This window comes from Flavobacterium magnum, assembly GCF_003055625.1.
Lineage (GTDB): Bacteria > Bacteroidota > Bacteroidia > Flavobacteriales > Flavobacteriaceae > Flavobacterium > Flavobacterium magnum.
Map to the genome: position 1 here is coordinate 1,563,010 of NZ_CP028811.1, position 18,426 is coordinate 1,581,435.

At 49.1% G+C, this 18,426-nt stretch carries 17 protein-coding genes; 5 read left to right on the forward strand and 12 right to left on the reverse strand.

What is annotated here, in order from left to right:
* Nucleotide 1: 1 nt before the first annotated feature.
* From HYN48_RS06440 to HYN48_RS06490, 11 genes are all read right to left on the reverse strand, one after another.
* Nucleotides 2–1,270: a DUF2851 family protein gene (locus HYN48_RS06440; RefSeq protein ID WP_108370327.1), complete on the reverse strand. Its 1,269-nt coding sequence runs from the start codon at nucleotides 1,268–1,270 to the stop codon at nucleotides 2–4.
* A gap of 118 nt (nucleotides 1,271–1,388) precedes the next feature.
* Nucleotides 1,389–2,750, reverse strand: a complete 1,362-nt coding sequence (locus tag HYN48_RS06445; protein ID WP_108370328.1) for a pyridoxal-phosphate dependent enzyme — start codon at nucleotides 2,748–2,750, stop codon at nucleotides 1,389–1,391.
* A gap of 167 nt (nucleotides 2,751–2,917) precedes the next feature.
* Nucleotides 2,918–3,112, reverse strand: a complete 195-nt coding sequence (locus HYN48_RS06450; RefSeq protein WP_108370329.1) for a hypothetical protein — start codon at nucleotides 3,110–3,112, stop codon at nucleotides 2,918–2,920.
* 91 nt (nucleotides 3,113–3,203) lie between these two features.
* Entirely contained in the window at nucleotides 3,204–4,961 is a 1,758-nt protein-coding gene (locus HYN48_RS06455; protein WP_108370330.1) for a T9SS type A sorting domain-containing protein, read from the reverse strand.
* Between the two features lie 6 nt (nucleotides 4,962–4,967).
* On the reverse strand, nucleotides 4,968–6,467 hold the full coding sequence (locus tag HYN48_RS06460; protein WP_108370331.1) for a hypothetical protein: 1,500 nt from the start codon (nucleotides 6,465–6,467) through the stop codon (nucleotides 4,968–4,970).
* Nucleotides 6,468–6,555: 88 nt separating this feature from the next.
* Nucleotides 6,556–7,788: a cation:dicarboxylate symporter family transporter gene (locus HYN48_RS06465; RefSeq protein WP_108370332.1), complete on the reverse strand. Its 1,233-nt coding sequence runs from the start codon at nucleotides 7,786–7,788 to the stop codon at nucleotides 6,556–6,558.
* 36 nt (nucleotides 7,789–7,824) lie between these two features.
* On the reverse strand, nucleotides 7,825–8,376 hold the full coding sequence (locus HYN48_RS06470; protein ID WP_108370333.1) for a hypothetical protein: 552 nt from the start codon (nucleotides 8,374–8,376) through the stop codon (nucleotides 7,825–7,827).
* The gene (locus HYN48_RS06475; RefSeq protein ID WP_108370334.1) at nucleotides 8,377–10,638 is read right to left on the reverse strand and encodes an ATP-binding protein; all 2,262 of its coding nucleotides are present in this window, start codon (nucleotides 10,636–10,638) and stop codon (nucleotides 8,377–8,379) included. It abuts the gene before it with no gap.
* Complete coding sequence (locus tag HYN48_RS06480) at nucleotides 10,628–11,248, reverse strand: biliverdin-producing heme oxygenase (protein ID WP_108370335.1); 621 nt, start codon at nucleotides 11,246–11,248, stop codon at nucleotides 10,628–10,630. Before HYN48_RS06480 ends, HYN48_RS06475 begins: the two co-directional genes overlap by 11 nt.
* Nucleotides 11,249–11,257: 9 nt before the next feature.
* Nucleotides 11,258–11,692: a response regulator gene (locus tag HYN48_RS06485; RefSeq protein WP_108370336.1), complete on the reverse strand. Its 435-nt coding sequence runs from the start codon at nucleotides 11,690–11,692 to the stop codon at nucleotides 11,258–11,260.
* 139 nt (nucleotides 11,693–11,831) lie between these two features.
* The gene (locus HYN48_RS06490) at nucleotides 11,832–13,100 is read right to left on the reverse strand and encodes a PQQ-dependent sugar dehydrogenase (RefSeq protein WP_108370337.1); all 1,269 of its coding nucleotides are present in this window, start codon (nucleotides 13,098–13,100) and stop codon (nucleotides 11,832–11,834) included.
* Nucleotides 13,101–13,336: 236 nt separating this feature from the next.
* On the opposite strand from HYN48_RS06490, the gene hpt reads away from it, so the two are divergent.
* The 5 genes from hpt (at nucleotide 13,337) to HYN48_RS06515 (ending at nucleotide 17,221) form a co-directional block, all read left to right on the forward strand.
* Entirely contained in the window at nucleotides 13,337–13,867 is a 531-nt protein-coding gene (gene hpt, locus HYN48_RS06495; protein ID WP_108373436.1) for a hypoxanthine phosphoribosyltransferase, read from the forward strand.
* Between the two features lie 41 nt (nucleotides 13,868–13,908).
* On the forward strand, nucleotides 13,909–14,481 hold the full coding sequence (locus HYN48_RS06500) for an adenylate kinase (RefSeq protein WP_108370338.1): 573 nt from the start codon (nucleotides 13,909–13,911) through the stop codon (nucleotides 14,479–14,481).
* A 27-nt stretch (nucleotides 14,482–14,508) separates the two neighbouring features.
* Nucleotides 14,509–15,786, forward strand: a complete 1,278-nt coding sequence (locus tag HYN48_RS06505; RefSeq protein ID WP_108370339.1) for a hemolysin family protein — start codon at nucleotides 14,509–14,511, stop codon at nucleotides 15,784–15,786.
* Nucleotides 15,787–15,858: 72 nt separating this feature from the next.
* Nucleotides 15,859–16,860, forward strand: a complete 1,002-nt coding sequence (gene obgE / locus HYN48_RS06510) for a GTPase ObgE (RefSeq protein ID WP_108370340.1) — start codon at nucleotides 15,859–15,861, stop codon at nucleotides 16,858–16,860.
* 100 nt (nucleotides 16,861–16,960) lie between these two features.
* Entirely contained in the window at nucleotides 16,961–17,221 is a 261-nt protein-coding gene (locus HYN48_RS06515; RefSeq protein WP_108373438.1) for a hypothetical protein, read from the forward strand.
* Nucleotides 17,222–17,234: 13 nt separating this feature from the next.
* On the opposite strand, the gene HYN48_RS06520 is transcribed toward HYN48_RS06515, so the two are convergent.
* Complete coding sequence (locus HYN48_RS06520; protein WP_108370341.1) at nucleotides 17,235–18,425, reverse strand: hypothetical protein; 1,191 nt, start codon at nucleotides 18,423–18,425, stop codon at nucleotides 17,235–17,237.
* Nucleotide 18,426: the final 1 nt, after the last annotated feature.

The window sequence follows — 18,426 nt, forward strand, 5'->3', positions numbered from 1 at the left end:
GCTATGATTTCAGCAGTGCCGTTCCAATGGCACATTCGAGGCAACGGCTTTTGTCGCAAAACGCCTGCTTGAGTTCCAGTAACGATTGCGATTCAAAAGCATTTTTTGGTTTGATGCCGAAGGTCGAGAAGTGGTCCAGGATGCTGTTGCTTTCGGGTGCCATCGACTGTAAAAGTGCCATAAGGATTTCCAGCGCATCTGCTCCCTGTTTCTTTGCATAAGCGAATCGGAAAGGGATGACCGTGTTTATGATTATCAGATCCATGAACGAGCGCGATAGGTAGCGCCGCTTAAACGGGCTTTCGCGGTCAAACTGATAATGTTCCTGCCAGTACGGGGACACCTGGACTTGAAGCAAATCATATATGGCCGAACTGTCTGCAGCGTGCACCAAATCGGTGAAAAGATGTGGCTTCTTATGGTAAAGCATCGCAAGCTGCGCCAGGCGGATGGTCGGAAAATTGTCAGGTCGCAGACGGAAGAACTGGAGCGGCTCGACGGCAATGGGTACCAATCGGTGCTTGTCGCAGAGGTAGTCAAAAACCGATTGCAATTCGCCAAAATACTGATCTTGTTTTTTGCCGGCCAACAGGTTGCAGCGGCCGAAAAAGAGTGCTTCAAGTGCGGTAATTTCAAACCGTTCCTTCCTTATGACCGGAAACGGAATCGATTCTGCCATTTCTAAAAATGCGGCGCCGTTCGTATTCAGTCCGAAGTTTTTGGCCAGCAGGCAGAAAAGCACTGCCTCCCAATCGCCGGTGTAGCGGTCAAGCAATTGCAGTATGGCCCCGGATTTTCGTTCCAGCCGCTCGAGAAATAGCCGTTCCATCCAGTTGCCTAAGATAAACGGATCGATGGAAGTCAGCTCTTTTTCGCAATAAATCCACGATTTAGGGTGAATGAGCGACTCATAATTCCGGAGCAGTGTGGGTGCAATGTGATGGCGGAGTTCCAGGGTGGGGATTTCGGTGTTGTCTTTTCGGAAAATGGCGGCATCGTGTTGCCATACAACGTGCAAAATGACACCATCGTAAGCGGCGTCATGATGGTGATGGTGCAGGTACCAATCGCTGGATTTGAGGTGGATTTCAATATTGCCGGCCCATCTCTGGGTGCCAATAATGATCTGCGCATTAAAAAAATCCGGTCCTGAGCGCCGGAGGTATTGACCGGTGTTAAAAATTTCAAGGGTTTCGCCCGAAGTCGTGGCTAGGCCCGTTAATGGGAATTTTTTATATCTCCACACGTAGTGCAGGAAATCTTCTTTCATTTGGATGGCGTATAAATTTGTACTTGGCGTCTGTTACGCTAATGTACAAATAAAAAGGAAATGGCAACGGACAATTCGCATCCCCAAAACCGGTTGCCCATTGTCCGTTAATACCCCTTTATTTTATCGCCCCGATGATATCGTATTTGGTGATGATGTGGTGCTTTCCGTTGCCCAGTTCCACCAGAACGGCCTGATTCTCCTTATTGATGAGTCTCGAAACCTCCTCGATCAACGTGCCGGCTTTGACGATAGGATATGGTTTTCCCATCACTTCCCTGATGGGTTTTTCGGCAACATGCTTGTCGGCGATGTAGCTTTGGAACAAATCCGTCTCATCGACAGAACCCACGAATCCATTGATGTCGATTACCGGAATCTGCGAAATCTTGTACTTGCGCATCCGTTCAATGGCGTGCGACACCAATTCCTCTGTACGCACAATCACGAGCGGTTTGTCAATATGGTCCTTAATCACATCTTCGGCCTTCGTGATTTCCTCATCGAGGAAACCGCGTTCGCGCATCCAGTCGTCGTTGAACATTTTGCCCACATAGCGGCTTCCCGAATCGTGGAAAAGCACGACAACGACATCCTCCGGGGTAAAATGCTCTTTAAGCTGCAACAGTCCTTTGACGGCTGAACCGGCCGAGTTGCCCACGAAGATGCCTTCCTCAAGCGCCAGTTTTCGCTGGTATACCGCGGCGTCCTTGTCGGTAACCTTCGTAAAACCATCGATCAGCGAAAAGTCGACGTTCTTTGGCAGGATATCCTCGCCAATGCCTTCTGTGATATACGAGTACACTTCGTTTTCGTCAAAAATCCCGGTTTCATGATATTTTTTGAATACTGAGCCGTACGTATCGATTCCCCAGCATTTGATATTCGGATTTTTCTCCTTGAGGTATTTCGCGACTCCGGATATGGTCCCGCCGGTCCCGACGCCCACTACGAAATGCGTGATCTTCCCGCCGGTTTGCTCCCAGATTTCGGGTCCGGTAGATTCGTAATGCGCGAGTGAATTCGAAAGGTTGTCGTATTGGTTCACGTACCAGGAATTCGGGGTTTCCTCACCGAGTCTTTTGGAAACAGAATAATAAGACCGCGGATCGGAGGGTTCCACATCTGTTGGGCAGACGATGACCTTGGCACCCACGGCACGGAGTATGTCCATTTTTTCCTTTGATTGCTTATCGGTGATCACGCAGATTAATTTATATCCTTTGACGATGGCCGCCAATGCGAGTCCCATTCCGGTATTCCCCGAGGTGCCCTCGATGATGGTGCCGCCCGGCTTCAGCCGTCCGTCCGCTTCGGCATCTTCGACCATTTTTACAGCCATACGGTCTTTCACCGAATTTCCGGGATTGAATGTCTCCACTTTGGCCAGGACCAGTGCGTCGACTTCTGCGGTTATCTTATTGAGCTTAACCAGCGGGGTATTTCCAATGGTTCCAAGGATATTTTCTGCGTAATTCATAATTATCGGTTGTTTCTTCGGATTTATATTTGGCGATAAGCCAAAAAACGGCTGTAAAGATACCGATTATCCAAAAGCCTGCAAGTGTGCCGGTAATATTTAAATCTAAAAACCATCAATTGGCCTGCGCCGCATGATGGTTTGTTGTGATTTTAAGCTGTCCTGGTTTAGGATTCGTCTTTCGTGGTTTTGACAAGGCCGATGCCGGCGATGAAAAACACTATGCCGAGAATGCCGTAAATTGTCAGGGCTTTGATGTCGCGGACGCCACCTCCCGTGTTGGCAAAAACGACTGCCGCGTAAATAAGTCCGATGATTCCGAGAATCGTCAGGATGGTGCCGAAGAGTCTTTTAACGTTCATAATATTTTGGTTTTAGTCCGGTAAAATTCCGATTTTTTTAAGTCGTCTACGTTATAGCTTTAGGCCTGATAGTTGCAAGATTTCAAATAGGCTAATTGGAAATCAGCACTTTTTGTGTTTTAACCCATTGGCCGGCCTCTGTAATCCTGACGATGTAAACTCCGCTGCTCAAGGTAGTTGTCGGGATTTCAGTCATGGTTGTTTGTGACGCTTGCGCGCTGCTGACGGCCCGGCCACTCATATCGAAAACAGTCACGGCATCAAATGCCACCCGGTTCGGATTCAGGATACGCAACACCCTGGCCTGATTGTCCTGTCTTACAAGCAGCGCCTTATCGGGAACATTGCCGGCAGTGCCTAAGTTATCGGCAGCGAATGTAACCTGGAACCGGTTATGATAATCTCCTGAACTGAGGCTTGCTTCGTAAAAATCACTAAGAATGTCGTGATACGAATCGTCCAACGCGTCATAGATGTAGACAGGCTGCCCGTCCGGGAAGTCCACTGTTTCCGGGATATAAAATGTTACCGTGCCATCGTGTGTCGAGGTCACGCCTATGTTGATCCTTTTATTGACATCGAAAGCAACGCCATCAATAGCATATGGATTGTTGTCAATCAGGAAGTACGCATCATCGGGAAGCGCAGCGGCTAAAGGGGCGTCGATTCCGCGATCCGCGCCATCGGTGGCATCCGGTGGAAAGGCCAGCGCGAGTTGCCTTGAAAAGCCGTTGTCGAGCATTGCGTTCAGCTTAAGGTGGGAAACAGGTTGGCCTGCCAAGCTATCGGAAACCGCCATTCTTTCAAAATCTGACAGGCTTCCGCTTTCCTTATAATACACACGCTGCGTATTTTTTAATGTAACGGTGGCGTTGCTGTTACCCTGTACCAGGAATCCCTGCCCGATCGGAGCGTATTTCCTCGGATAGGTTTGCCCTGACGAAGTACCCGTCGTGTTTAGGGTTCCGTCGGCATTATAGGTGTTGAAAGTGGCGGGGACATAAATCCCAGAAGAAGCCAGTGAAACGGGCGCATAAGTGCCATACCCGCCGCGATATTGACCAACATTGTGCGTGTTGAGGGTTTTGTCCTGCTCCCAATAGTAGGCGATGCCTGTACACGCTGAATTGCCCGCGTCGAGCAGGAAGGCGTTGACGTGCAAGGCAGAGGGGTAAGGATTTCCCGTGAGCGTGAATTTGCCGTTGGTCACTGTTACTGTAATATTTCCGTCATTGGGCTTGCCCGAAAAATCATAGCGTTGGGCGCCCAGCCCGCCGGGATTGTTCGGAATGCCGTTGCCTTCCACAACATTATTGTCTGTCCCCGCCGTCCCTTTCATGGTAAAGCCTTCGCCCGGCCCGATTGATGTTGCGCTTCCGACCGGAATCCATGCCGACGACACCGCAGGCAGGTATTTGTAAATCCAATACGTTGAAATGGCAAGCGGATTGGCGACGCCGTCAGAGTCGTTGCTGATCATCACCGCAGGCGTGCTTGAAATGGCCGTCACGGGACGACCAAGCATTGTAATCCCGAAGTTTTCATTTCCTGCCGTATTGGTGGCAATGCCTACCGGTGAGCACCAGTAATTGTATTCGAAATTGTCCGACGTCCCTTCCTGATACACGGACAATTTGCCGGTTCCCTTATTCGTAGACGATCCGGCGGTGCCTTGCAGCAGTTGGGCTTCGTTGCGCAGGAACACATTGCCATTTGACTGCAGGCTGATGTCCTGCTTTACGAAAAGCACTTCATTCCTGACGTACAGATAATAATTTGGTGCCACATACAGTTGTGCGGATGCGGTGATCGAAACCAGCAGGAGGATGATTGAGGTAAATTGTTTCATAATGTATTATTTCATCGTCATACTGAACGTACGCACCTTAAATGTCTGACTGTTCGCATTGACGCGCCTGATCCAGATTTCAACCGAATCGCCAGAATTCAGGTATACCGCACCCTGTATGGGAAACGCCTGTATGTAGCCCGCATTGGTGTCGATAATCGTTTCGCTGGCCACCTGAGGATCTGTTCCGCCCGCTGCCGGAATCCGCATCACGAAAAAAGCATATTCGGTATTTCCCGTCCCGGATACATAATCAAATGCCACAGCACAGTTTACCTGAAAAATCCTTCCTTTTTTTCCAACATAAGTAATCCTGTTGTTGGTTGTGGCCGTCGTCCGGAAAAGGTTTGCGGTAAGTCCTGCAGTAATATTGAGTTTCGTATTGACCCCCTGTGTGCCAAGCGGTGTGGCAACCTGTGCCGTCCCGGCCTGGTTCAGGTACACCGTTCCCGTCGCCTGGGCGTCACCTTCGGTAGGGATCCCGGGTGAGTTCACATACCAGTTGTTGTTGAAATTAAATCCTGTATAGACAGCCGGATTGTAACCGTTAACGTATTTTCCGGTGGTCAGGGTTCCCGTAAACACGACGCCATCCATCACGGCATCACTATTGATAACAGGATTCGCGGACACATCGAGTCCAATTTTGGTCCCGATAACTTCACTGAATCCGCCTTGCTTCTGAACGAGCCCGAATGTCCCCTGCAACGTTTCATAGGTGCCCGAATTGTTCCCGAACCAGGCAGCATTACTCAGCAGCAACTTGTTTACGTCTTTGTAAACAATCCCGGTTGTATTGCCAATGTATTGTACGATGCTGACAAAAACCAGTGCAAAATTCTCAAGTTTACCGACATTAGCCGACGCATTGATAATGCAATCCCGAACGATAAAACTCTGCGTTTGGGTGCCTGAGCCGATTGACCCTGTGCCCGTGACGTTAAACACATTTCCGGTAGTGGCGGTGAGCGTAAGTATTTTTACCGAGCCTCCTGTCGCGCCCGTGAATAAATCGCCACTGGCCCTGAGAAGTTTGTCTTCGCCGGCATCCTGCCCGATGATGTAGCAATTGTTGAGTTCTATGGGCAGGTCTACAACGATTGTCCCGTTGATTTCATACAGCGTATTGACATCCATCAGGTACTTCGTGTTGCTGCCTGCGGTTTTTTCAGCGGCAAGTACCGTAGACAGTACATCGGTCGATTTGATGAGCTTGTATTTGAGCCGGCCTTCTTTCTCTCCATTGATCCGGATCCAGGAGGTGGTGGGCAAGTCGTAGTAGTAAAGCGAACCAACGGTGGTATCAAAAACGACGAGCGCGTTTGCAGGTGACGGAATGGCGGTCCGTTGCGCCGTGGTCATTCTCGGCGGCAGCATGCCCTGCGTGGTAGATTGGATGTCGAGAATTGAAGAAGCGTCTGGCGTTGTCGTCCCGATACCAATCTGCGCAGATCCGATCGTGCAGGCCATGGCCATGATCCAAAGCAAGGTACTTTTGATTGTCATAATAATAGATTTAAGGTATGGTAAAGTTCTGCGTATAGTTCGCATAAAAATTACACAATACCCTATAAAAGTATCATTATGTCAATTTTTAGAAAATTTCACCCTCAGTGTCACGTAGTGTGAGGTTAACAAGATCGCCTTCATTTTTCGAAATCACAATCGTAGCCACGGCGTTCCCGACAAAGTTTGTCAACGCACGCGCCTCACTCATGAATTTGTCAATACCGATGATAAACCCCAGTCCTTCCAGAGGGATGCTGTGTATTGCCGTCATCGTCGACGCCAGTATGACGAATCCGCTGCCGGTAACACCCGCTGCGCCTTTTGAGGTGACCATCAGCAGTCCGACGATCGTAAGTATTTGCGTAAATGAAAGGTGAACGTCATACAGCTGCGCCAGGAAAATAACACTCATGGCAAGGTATATCGAGGTGCCGTCGAGATTGAATGAATAGCCCGTCGGGACCACAAGTCCCACCACGGGTTTGCTGCATCCCAGGCGTTCGAGCTTGGTCATCAGGTTGGGTAATGCGGGTTCGGATGAAGAAGTCCCAAGGACGATCAGCAGCTCCGGTTTCAGGTAACGTATCAGGTCCGTAATGCGGATTTTGTAGCATCGCAAAATGCTGCCTAAAATCGCAAAAACAAAGATGGCCATGGTCAGGTACATGGTCAGCATCAATTTGCCCAACGGTAATAATGACTGCAGGCCAAATTTCCCTACCGTATAAGCCATTCCGCCGAATGCACCTGCCGGGGCGAGCCACATGACGACCTTCAGTAATTTGAAGACAAAACCGGAAAGCTTGTAAAGTTGCGCTACGACGCGCTCCCTTTGGCGGAAATAATTCAGCGCGATACCCACAACGATTGCCAGCGCCAGTGCCTGTAATGTAAGGTTGGTCTTAAAGAATTCCCACCAGTCGAAGGCCTGTTGTGCCTTTAACGTATAATCGGAAGCGTCGCCGGTGGCAAGCCCTGAGCGGCTGATGTGCCCCGGCCTGATGAGCAGTGCCGCTGCCACACCGATGCCGATCGCAAACGTGGTCACGACTTCAAAATAAAGCAACGCCTTAAAACCAATGCGGCCCACCTTGCGCAAATCACCCATACCGGCGATGCCCAGCACGATGGTCAGGAAAATAATCGGCGCGATAAAAACTTTTACAATACTGATGAATGTGTCTCCAACGATTTTCATTTCCCGGGCAGTTTCAGGTGCGAGGTGCCCCAGCAGTACCCCGCCCACAATTGCTATGAGTACCCAGAACGTAAGGTTTTTGAAAATGACCGATGGAAAAAGGGATGTTTTGGCTCGCATACCGTGGGCTTTATGCTAAAGTACCATTTTAATCTTTTATCGGATCTTTTTTAAAACAGCTCTTGCAGCGCTTTGATAGCCCGCGGAATGCTTATGGAAGTCGTCGCTGAGAATCCTTTTCAAATCATGGTAAATCCAGGATTCAGATTTGCCTAACGCCAGTAAAGCGCGCATCGCATAAGCCTTCGAGGCGACTTTTGCCTCACCGATAAGCCAGTCAAAACAATTTTCAGTAAAGGCGCCGATGTGTTGTTCAGAAAGGAATCCCCGCCCATCATTCGCCTCACGGTTATGATCCTGTGCCGCCATCAGCACTATTTTCGAGACAGAGCGCACCGCACCGTCGGCTTTCCACTTCGAAAGTTGCCTGCAAAAACTATCAAGCTCTGGCCTGATCAACTGTATGTCATTTTCCAGGAACAGTTCCAGTACCCAGCAGGCCTTGTGGTGATTTTTATCGCTGACGCTGTAGGCCATGGCAAACAGCTCAGGTAACAATGGCGGATGGATTCCGACAATTCGTGCGTTTTCTTCCCGGCTTGCGCGGTGCGCCGTACTTTGGGCTATGCGTTCGTAGAAGCCGTCCATTTAATCCACCGGAAAATACAGCGTAAAGGTGCTGCCTTCACCCGGGGTTCCCGTGGCCACAATGTTTCCGCCATGCGTCTGCATGATTTTCCTGCATAATGCGAGACCGACTCCCGAGCCTTTGTACTCTGAAACACCATGCAGCCTTGTGAAGATATTGAATATCGACTCGGCGTACTGCTGTTCAAATCCGATGCCGTTATCTTTAAAACTGACTGCATATGACAGTTTGTTTTTCGAAGCCGCGCTTTTAACGGGATTTGGCGAAGATGAAATGATGATTTCCGGATTTCGTGCCGGGTCAGAATATTTCAGCGAATTGAGGATGATATTTGAAAAAAGCTGTTTGATCAGGAACGGCACCCCATGGATTGACGGAAGGTGCGAGGCGGAAATTTTCCCGTTTTTTTCATGGAAAACCTCACGCGTCTCATCTGCAATCTCACTGACGATCTCGTTAAGGTCGACCAACTCAAAACCGTCCGCGGAATTTTTGATCCTGGTGTATTTCAGGATGTCTATCAGCAGCGTCTGCATGCGGTCTGCAGAGACATTCATGCGCTGTAGCGAATCCATCACATACTGCGGAATGATTTCTTCCTGCTCCCCGTACATGAGTTTGGACGAAATCAGCTGGATTTTGCGTAAAGGTTCCTGCAAATCGTGTGTGCTGATCCAGTTGATGTTTTCCAGTTCGGCATTGGCCTCCTTTAGCGTTTCATTAAGCGTCCTGTATTTTTCTTCCTCGCGGCTCAGCAACAGCATACTGATCTGCTTTTGCAGTGCGTGTGCGTAGTTGGCTGCCGCATTCAACTCCGGCTGCAGCCATTCATTACTGCGGCACTTGATGATTTGCTTCCAGAGGTTGAAGGAATTCCGCGGATGCAGCCCACGGCTGTCCTTGATGATGGCCTTGTCCGGGTTTCCGGCCCAATGCACTTCAGATAGCGTTTCCGGGCGGTACCAGATAATGCTGTTGTTGTTTCCCAAGGAATGGTAGATAACCCCTGAAATGTCCTCGCAAAGCTCCTTTGAATCGCCTACGAAGTTTATCAGCTTATCGGTGTAAAAAGTCGTATCATTACTATATGCTCGCAGCTTTTCAGAAAGCACAACGACATTTTCGTCCGAAGGTGCCAGTCCGTTCTTGAAAACCTGCCCGCTGATCAGCAGCGACACGCCGGCCGCGTTGCAAAGCCGGAGCAATTCCGGATTTACGCTGATGATCTTAAAAGATTCCATCAATGGCGGCAGTTCGCTGGCATTGAGCTTTTCAAGCGCGATATTGGTGCGGCGTGCCAGGTCGTATTCTTCGTTCGATTGGCGTACATCGATCTGTGACGTAATGAATTGTCCCTGCAACTGAGCCGCAAGGCGTATTTCAGGCGTGAGGTTTTTTGGTGAATAGTGGTGGCAAGCGATCAATCCCCAGAGCCTTCCACGGTGAATCAGCGAAATGGTCATCGTAGCGCCCACACCCATATTCTGAAGGTATTCCACATGTATCGGTGAGGTGCTTCGCAAAATCGACAGGCTCAGGTCTAGATTTTTGTCTGTTCCTTCATCAATGGTAAAAATGGGTACCGGCGTATAATTGATATCGACGATGAGCCGCAGCAGGTTTTTGAGGTAAAGTTCGCGCGCCTGCACCGGGATGTCTGTGTGTGGATAATGCAGTCCGAGGAAAGGTTCGATATTGTCAGCGCAGGCCTCTGCGAAAACTTCGCCGTTGTATTCCTTATCAAATCGGTACACCATGACGCGGTCATAACCTGTGATGTCGCGTGTGCCCTGTGCAATCAGCTGACAGAGCTCCCGAAGTGTGGACGTATTGTTCATGTACGACAAGAACAACGCGGTCTGGTTGTACACGTCAGAAACATCGTTGAGGGTGTGGGTATCCGGTTCGGCTTCCAGCACGTAATTCTCGCCGCTGATGTGCAAGGTGCATTGAAAGTCCCGTTGGCAAAGCGTAATTTTTAAAATGGAGGTCTTTGTAGCTGCAAAATTCCCAAGGTACCGCTTCAACTGTGTATCGGCCTGCGCTCCGAAAACATCAAGGAACACCTTGCCGAGCAATTGCTCATGCGAAATCCCAATGAATTCGTTGACGTTGGCACTGCAAAAATTGATTTTTAAATCGTCGGTTCCGAAGGCAATCATGAAGCCGTGCGGCTGGATGCTGCCCGGAATGTGTATCGGCTCGTGCTCGCAATTGGTCAGGTTGACGATGTCGTGGTTAACAATATCCTTAATCTTCATCGCCGGAATGTTTTTTCAGGTGATCATAAATCGCAGTGAATGCATAATCGGCACCGCTGATAATTTCATCCCCGTGACCATGCTGCGCTTCAAAGGCGGTGAGGGCGTTGAGGAATTGCTTCCATAAACCACCGGTTTTATTTCCGTAACCCGAGAAATACCGTACGCCTTCTTCCTGATAGCCCAGGTTCTGCTGGATATTTTTGAGGATGTAACGACCGCCGAGTACAGAACCTTCGACAACATACATCATCCCAAAAGCGAAAGCGACAGAATCAATCTCTAGGGAGAAAGGCGATGGATACGCTTGCTGGGCAGCGCCCAGAAAGTCCAGATCAGCGGCAATCCAGGGGATCTTTTGTCGTTCAGCAATATCAGGAATAACCTCTGCCAACATTGGGAAAAGCGTCGACTCGGTTTGTTGGATCACGGCACCCATCAGTTGCAGGTAACGTGTGTAGGATGCTTTGGTGATGTTGGGAGAGGTCACCGACTTCGATACGGGAAGTGCCTCAAGGCGGTTATGGGAATCGGCAGTGTGTGTTCGCAACTGCTGTATAAAAATGTCGGCGCGGGTCATTTCCTGCACACTCGCATGATCATTGGCCATCTGTACGGATTAATTTTGATATTTAAAACCGGAAAGTGTGGGATTGAAGGTATTCCAGTTTATTTGCAGTGTAAAATCGATTGACTTCCGGAAGTCATCGTAAGAACTTAGTTTGGGCAGGTAGAAATTAGCCCCGAGTTCGTGGCTGCGGGCTACGTTCTTGTCATCATTTGAAGTGGAAAAAATCACAATCGGGATATTTTTATAATGGTTGTGATTTTTAAGCTCTTTAAGCACCTCAAACCCATTTTTCCCGGGCATATTCAAATCCAGGAAAATAATCTGTGGTGATGGCGGCGGGTTTTCAAGGTCCCTGAGCAACTCTTCCGGTTTACTCTGCATGACCACGTCAATCGGGCGGCCAAGTGTCTTCACGACATCCCTGAACAGCTCCAAATCGTCCTGGTCATCATCAGTATAAAATATCGTCAATGCGCTGCTCATAATTGTTCTTAATTTAAAAGGCGATCTCAAAGTTATGGATTTTATGGCGTACAAAACGCATATATTTCTCTAAAACTATGCTAAAAAACACTTTTGAAAGAAAAATCCGAACTTATAAACTGCCTTGATTTATCCGGAGTTAATGGTTTGCGCTGACACGCCAAATTACATTCCCGGAATCGTCGTTGACCAGTAGGGAGCCATCTTTCATCACCGTAACATCGACCGGGCGACCGTATACTTCAGCTTCAGAAGCATTGGCGACGAAGCCGGTCAGGAAATCCTTTGGCGGTCCGGAGGGCCTGCCATTCTCAAACGGGATGAATATCACTTTGTAGCCCGTAATTTTCGAACGATTCCAGGAGCCGTGCTGCCCTGCAAAAATGCCGTTACGGTATTTTGGGGGATACGCGGCCTTGTTATAAAATGCCATGCCCAGCGTGGCGGTGTGTGCGCCTACGGCCACATCAGGAACCAGCGTACGTTCGTTGCGTCCTGCCGTAGCGCCCTTCATACGGGGGTCGGGGATGTCACCGAAATAGGTGTAGGGCCAGCCGTAAAAACCGTTCTCGGTCACGCTGGTGACGTAGTCCGGAACAAGGTCGTCACCCAACTCATCGCGCTCATTCACTGCAGTCCAGAGTTGCCCGTTTACAGGATTCCAGTCCATGCCGACAGGGTTACGCAACCCTGACGCGTAGACTTTTTCGCCACTGCCGTCCGGATTGACTTCGAGGATGTTGGCGCGTCGCGTTTCGTGTTCGATGCCATGCTCGGCCACATTGCTGCCCGACCCTACGGAGATGTAAATCTTGCTCCCGTCAGCCTTTGCGATGAGGTTCCTTGTCCAGTGGTTGTTGTAACCACCTGCGGGCAGGCTGACAATTTTTTCGGCTTTGGACGCTAGTTTCAGCTCACCTGCTGTATACGGATACCTATACAGCCCGTCCGTGTTGGCGATGTAGAAATAGCTGCCCAGGATCAGCATGCCGTAAGGCCGGTTGAGGCCTTCAATGAACACTTCGCGGGTTTCAAATTTACCATCTTGATCCTTGTCGCGAAATACGGTGATGCGGTCAGCACTGCTCATGGTACCGCTTTCGGCTACAAATACGTCGTTATTGGGCCCTATATAAGTATTTCTTGGATTTTTAAGTTGGTCTGCAAAACGCGTCACCGTAAATCCTTCCGGCGCAACGGGCGTTTGTCCCTGGGGCCAGTCGACCATTTTACTGCGTACGGCTTTCGATTCGGTGGCATAGGGCGGTGGCAGCACAAGGTCGCCTATTGCAGTTTTGACAACGTGGTCCGGTGTTTTTGCAAGCGCCTCTTTTTCCGATTTTCTGACCTGGCCGTTGCAAGACAGGACCATTAACGCAAATACAGCGCACAAGTATCGCATTTTCATAGCACGAATTTTTAGTTTACAGCATACAAGTTAAAAAGAATCGTCTCGTTTGCCGGAACGGCGTGGCAAATATTAAGGGTAATTTAACAGGTGCTGATTGCGGTGAGATTTGACGTCCGGAGAAAGGCGCGCCAAAGATCCCGAACCGGAGGCCGAACCCAAAAAGTATTATCAAACCAATTTTTTGGCTTCCAGCGGAATTGAGTATATTTGCAACTTATTCAAAACCAAAAAAAGTGTTACAACTCCACGATAAAACATTCGAGCCATTCATTTCAGCAGAAGAGATCGATTTTGCAATAGCTTCGATGGCCGCGCAGGTAGAAGCTGATTTTGCAGAGGAAACGCCGATATTTTTCGGCGTGCTCAACGGTGCGTTTATGGTCGTTTCCGATTTTATGAAACATTATAAATCGCCATGCGAAGTGAATTTTATCAAGATGGCTTCCTATGAAGGTATGGAATCGACTAATGAAGTAAAGCAGCTTATCGGTATCAACCGCGACCTTACGGGGAAAACCGTGATCGTGATTGAGGACATCGTCGATACCGGAAATACATTGGTCGAGCTGAAAGCCCTTTTTAAAAAGCAAAACGTGGCGCATTTCAAGATTGCCACGCTGTTCTTCAAGCCCGATGCTTACAAACAGGACGTCAAGATCGATTATGTGGGCATGCGTATACCCAATAAATTTATCGTCGGCTACGGCCTCGATTATGACGGCCTCGGACGGAATCTTCCGGAAGTCTACCAGCTCAAGGATTAATCTTAATTACTGAAATCTTACAACCCAATATTACATCTGCAATGATCAACATCATCTTATTCGGAAAACCGGGTGCCGGAAAGGGCACACAGGCTGAATTCCTTAAAGAAAAATACCGTTTAACACATATTTCCACAGGCGATTTGTTCCGCTACAACATCAAAAACCATACGGCGCTTGGCATTGAAGCCAAGTCTTACATCGATCGCGGCGCCCTCGTGCCTGATCAGGTGACAATTAAGATGCTCGAGGATGAAGTGGGAAAACATCCCGATACCAGCGGATTTTTGTTTGACGGATTTCCAAGGAACATCCCGCAGGCAGACGCTTTGGAAAAATTCCTTGAGTCAAAAGGATGGTCCACTACCGCTACGGTTGCGCTCGAAGCCGATGATGAGGTGCTGGTACAGCGTATTTTGGAGCGTGGGAAAACATCGGGCCGGGCCGATGATATGGATGAAAAGGCAATCCGGAACCGGTATGAGGTGTATGGCAACGAAACCGCACCTTTGATCGACTACTACAAAGCAAAAGGAAAATTCCATCCGGTGGACGGGATTGGATCAATTGCAGAGATTACCGCAAGGTTAAGCGCGGTGATTGACAGTTTATAAAAACACACGGCAGCGCCGTAACACACTATGGAAATACTGATTATCCTCTTCCTGATTATCCTCAACGGCGTGTTCTCCATGTCTGAAATCGCATTGATTTCGGCACGAAAAAGCCGTCTGGAAAGCGCAGCGAAGAAAGGGAACAACAGTGCAAAAGCCGCGTTAGACCTGGCCAATTCCCCCAACAAATTCCTTTCGACGGTACAAATCGGGATCACATTGATCGGGATCTTAACGGGTATTTTTTCCGGGGACAAGATCACGACCGATATGCAGTCGTTTGTAGCCGGTTTTCCTGCACTGAAGCCTTACGCGCAATCCATTGCCGTGGGCGTGGTGGTCGTGATACTGACATTTTTTTCGTTGGTGCTCGGGGAATTGCTTCCGAAGCGCATCGGATTGAATTATCCCGAGAAAATTGCGAAATCGGTTGCGATACCCATGAAATACATTTCGGTGGTTACCGCGCCGTTCATCTGGCTGCTGACGATCTCTACGGAGGCCCTGCTGAAGGTTTTGATGATCAAGCCATCCACTGACGGTAAAGTCACTGAGGAGGAAATCAAGGCCATCATCAAGGAGGGAACCGAAGGCGGCGAAGTGCAGGAGATCGAGCACGATATTATGGAGCGGGTGTTTCACATCGGTGACCGAAAGGTGAATTCGCTGATGACCCACCGCAAGTCGGTTGTGTTCCTCCCGTTAAATTCGGACAAGCAGAAAGTCAAGGAGTTGATGCTGAAAGAGCTGCATTCAATTTATCCCGTATATGGTGACAATCATGACGACATTGTCGGGGTGGCTGATCTGAAGAATATTTTCGCGCATTTTGAGGAGGACAATTTCAACCTCGAGCGCATCATGACCGATCCGCCCTACATCATGGAGCAGACGACGGCTTACAAGGCGTTGGAAAATTTCAAGAAAAGCGGTGTGCATTATGCATTCGTTTCTGATGAATATGGCGTGTTTCAGGGCATTATCACATTGAACGACATCCTTGAAGCGCTTGTAGGCGATGCTTCGGACTTTTACAAAGACGATTTCAAGCTGGTGGCCAGGGAAGACGGCTCATGGATGGTCGACGGTTTGTATCCGCTGCATGATTTCCTGACGTACTTTGAGTTGGACGAACTCATCACCGACTATGAAGTGAACACCGTCAGCGGATTAATCATGACCGAGCTGTCGTACATCCCGAAAGAAGGGGAAAGACTGTTTTGGCACCACTATGAGCTTGAGGTGGTCGATATGGACGGCGTTAAGATTGACAAGGTGCTGGTGAAGGAGCGGAAAGAAAAATAGTGTGCGATGAACGGCATGCAGCGTAAAGTGACTAATTGCTGCCCATCGGATACTGAAAACCCAAACTAAAAAATGACAGAAGGAAATTTCGTAGATTACGTAAAAATATATGTCTCCTCAGGAAAGGGCGGACGCGGCTCAACACACCTGCATCGGGAGAAATTCATCGAGAAAGGCGGACCTGACGGCGGTGATGGCGGGCGTGGCGGACACGTCTACATCATTGGTAATAAAGGGCTTTGGACGCTGTTTCACCTAAAATTTGCGAGGCACATCAAGGCGGGGCATGGTGGTGATGGCGGCAGTGACCGCAGTACGGGCGCCGATGGGGAAGACAAATATATCGAGGTGCCGCTGGGTACCGTCGTGCGGGATAAGGATACAAACGAAATCCTGTTTGAAATCACTGAGGACGGCGAGAAAAGAATTGTCGTACAGGGTGGAAAAGGCGGTTTGGGCAACTGGCATTTCCGCAGCTCGACGAACCAGACGCCAAGGTATGCCCAACCGGGATTGCCGTCCGTAGAAGCCGACATCGTGCTTGAGCTTAAGGTGCTCGCCGACGTAGGTTTGGTTGGATTCCCGAATGCGGGAAAGTCGACACTGTTATCCGTGCTGACCTCAGCAAAGCCAAAAATTGCAGATTATCCGTTTACGACACTCAAACCCAACCTTGGGATTGTGGCATACCGTGATTACCAATCGTTTGTGATTGCCGATATTCCGGGGATTATTGAAGGGGCTGCCGAAGGTAAAGGACTGGGACATTATTTCCTGAGGCACATCGAACGCAATTCGACACTGCTTTTCCTGGTGCCTGTGGATACGCCCGACATCAAGGCGGAGTATGACATCCTCGTTAACGAATTGACCAAATACAACCCCGAAATGCTTGACAAGGAACGCATTGTCGTAATTTCCAAATGCGATATGCTGGATGACGAACTCAAGTCAGAACTGAAAACGCAATTGGATCAGGATTTCGGCGACATTCCGTATATGCTGATTTCGTCTGTGGCACAGCAGGGACTGACAGAATTGAAGGACAAGCTATGGCAAATGCTGAATGCCTGATTGCCAGACTATCGGGCATGAGGGATATAATTTGTAACCTAATCGTGTTATAGTATAAAGAGCGAGGGTGAGGTCATCGGTATTTTTACAAAAAAAAACCATGATACATCAACTCAAACCAAGCATTCTCGTCGAAACCCCACTGGGAACCGGACAAGCGATTTTTTTGATCGATTACGGCATGCACCAGAATACCTGCTGGGTTGTGGCCTTGCAAAAAGATGGGGTAATCAAGCATTTTGACTGCAACGACGTCATCCTTTCGACCAATTATACCTATGGTATGAATCTCCGGAAAAATAAATTCGCCGGTAAGGAAAATAAAGAAACGCCTGACACCGATGAACAGCCGGTTCGCTAGCTTTTCGGGACTACTATGGCCCGGAACTGTTTCCCGACACCGAATCGAAATTATAGGAAATATTCAGGAACCCCAGGAAATTCGATTTCTCCACATCGTATTTGATTGTCAGCGGCAGCCAGAGGTTGTCAGTAATGCGCAGGCGCAGGTCGCTGTTGGCCAATATCGTATTTTTCTGCTCGTCAGGAAGCAGGTTTTTAAAAACGTTATCCAGTTCGGCATACACCTTCCATTCAAACAGGCTCTTATTGACGGTTTTTGACTTCAGTAAAACGAAATTGAAGCCCAATGTGCTTCTAAGCGTGGTGCGTTGCATTGGGGTCACCGCCAGCGTGTCGCCGTAAGAAAATGTCGTCCTGATGTCGAGTTCGGCCGGAGCGCGCTTGCCGAAGAGATTCCCTTGTAAGAATACCAATCCCAACCGACCGCTGTTGATTTTCCCCTTGTCATCCGCGACCCCTTTTGCCGAAAGCGTGAGCAATGCCGCTTTACTGATGTCATCATAAGCGTCAGCCAGCAGCCTGCTGGTTTTCACCATGGCCGAATCAAGGGTGTTGTTCAGTTTTGGCAGGAAACCCGGCGGGAATTTGTTGGCTTTTTTATACTGATGTAAAGTGTCTAGTCCCTGCTGGACCTGCATAATCTGCGCAGCGATCTGTGTCGGAGGAATACCCGGAATTTTCGTAATAGAATCGATGTAACGGTTTGTCGCGGCGGTGATGTCGTTGTTGAGGGCGGTGTATGCGTCGGTCAACTGTTTGTATTTGCCGCTTTTGTAGAATTGCGCAATCTTCGTATCGCGCTTGTTGATCACCGCATACGTAAAGCCTCCTGTGAAGCCCGTGTATTTGTAATTTTCGTCGAGGTTCAGGTTAAAATTGAACTGGAAATTGCGGGAAAAGGTTTCCGAGGCAAAGTTCCTGTCGATCAGCAGGCTGGGATCGGCCTCGGCCTTGATTGCGAAAAGCGTCCCGTTGAAAGCGATGCTTTTTTGCGCGCCTGTCAGGTTCTTGGTGGTCATCTGGAAGAAACTGCTCAGCGCATCGAGGTAGTTGCCGGTTTTGAGATGGTCCAGGTCTTTGAGCAGCGTGCCCGATGTGTTCGCAATGTGTTCGATTTTGGCATTTACGGCAGGAAGGGGTGCCTGCGCGCAGCAACTGCACCATCCCATGAGCACCAAAAGGGAAAAATAATATTGTTTCATG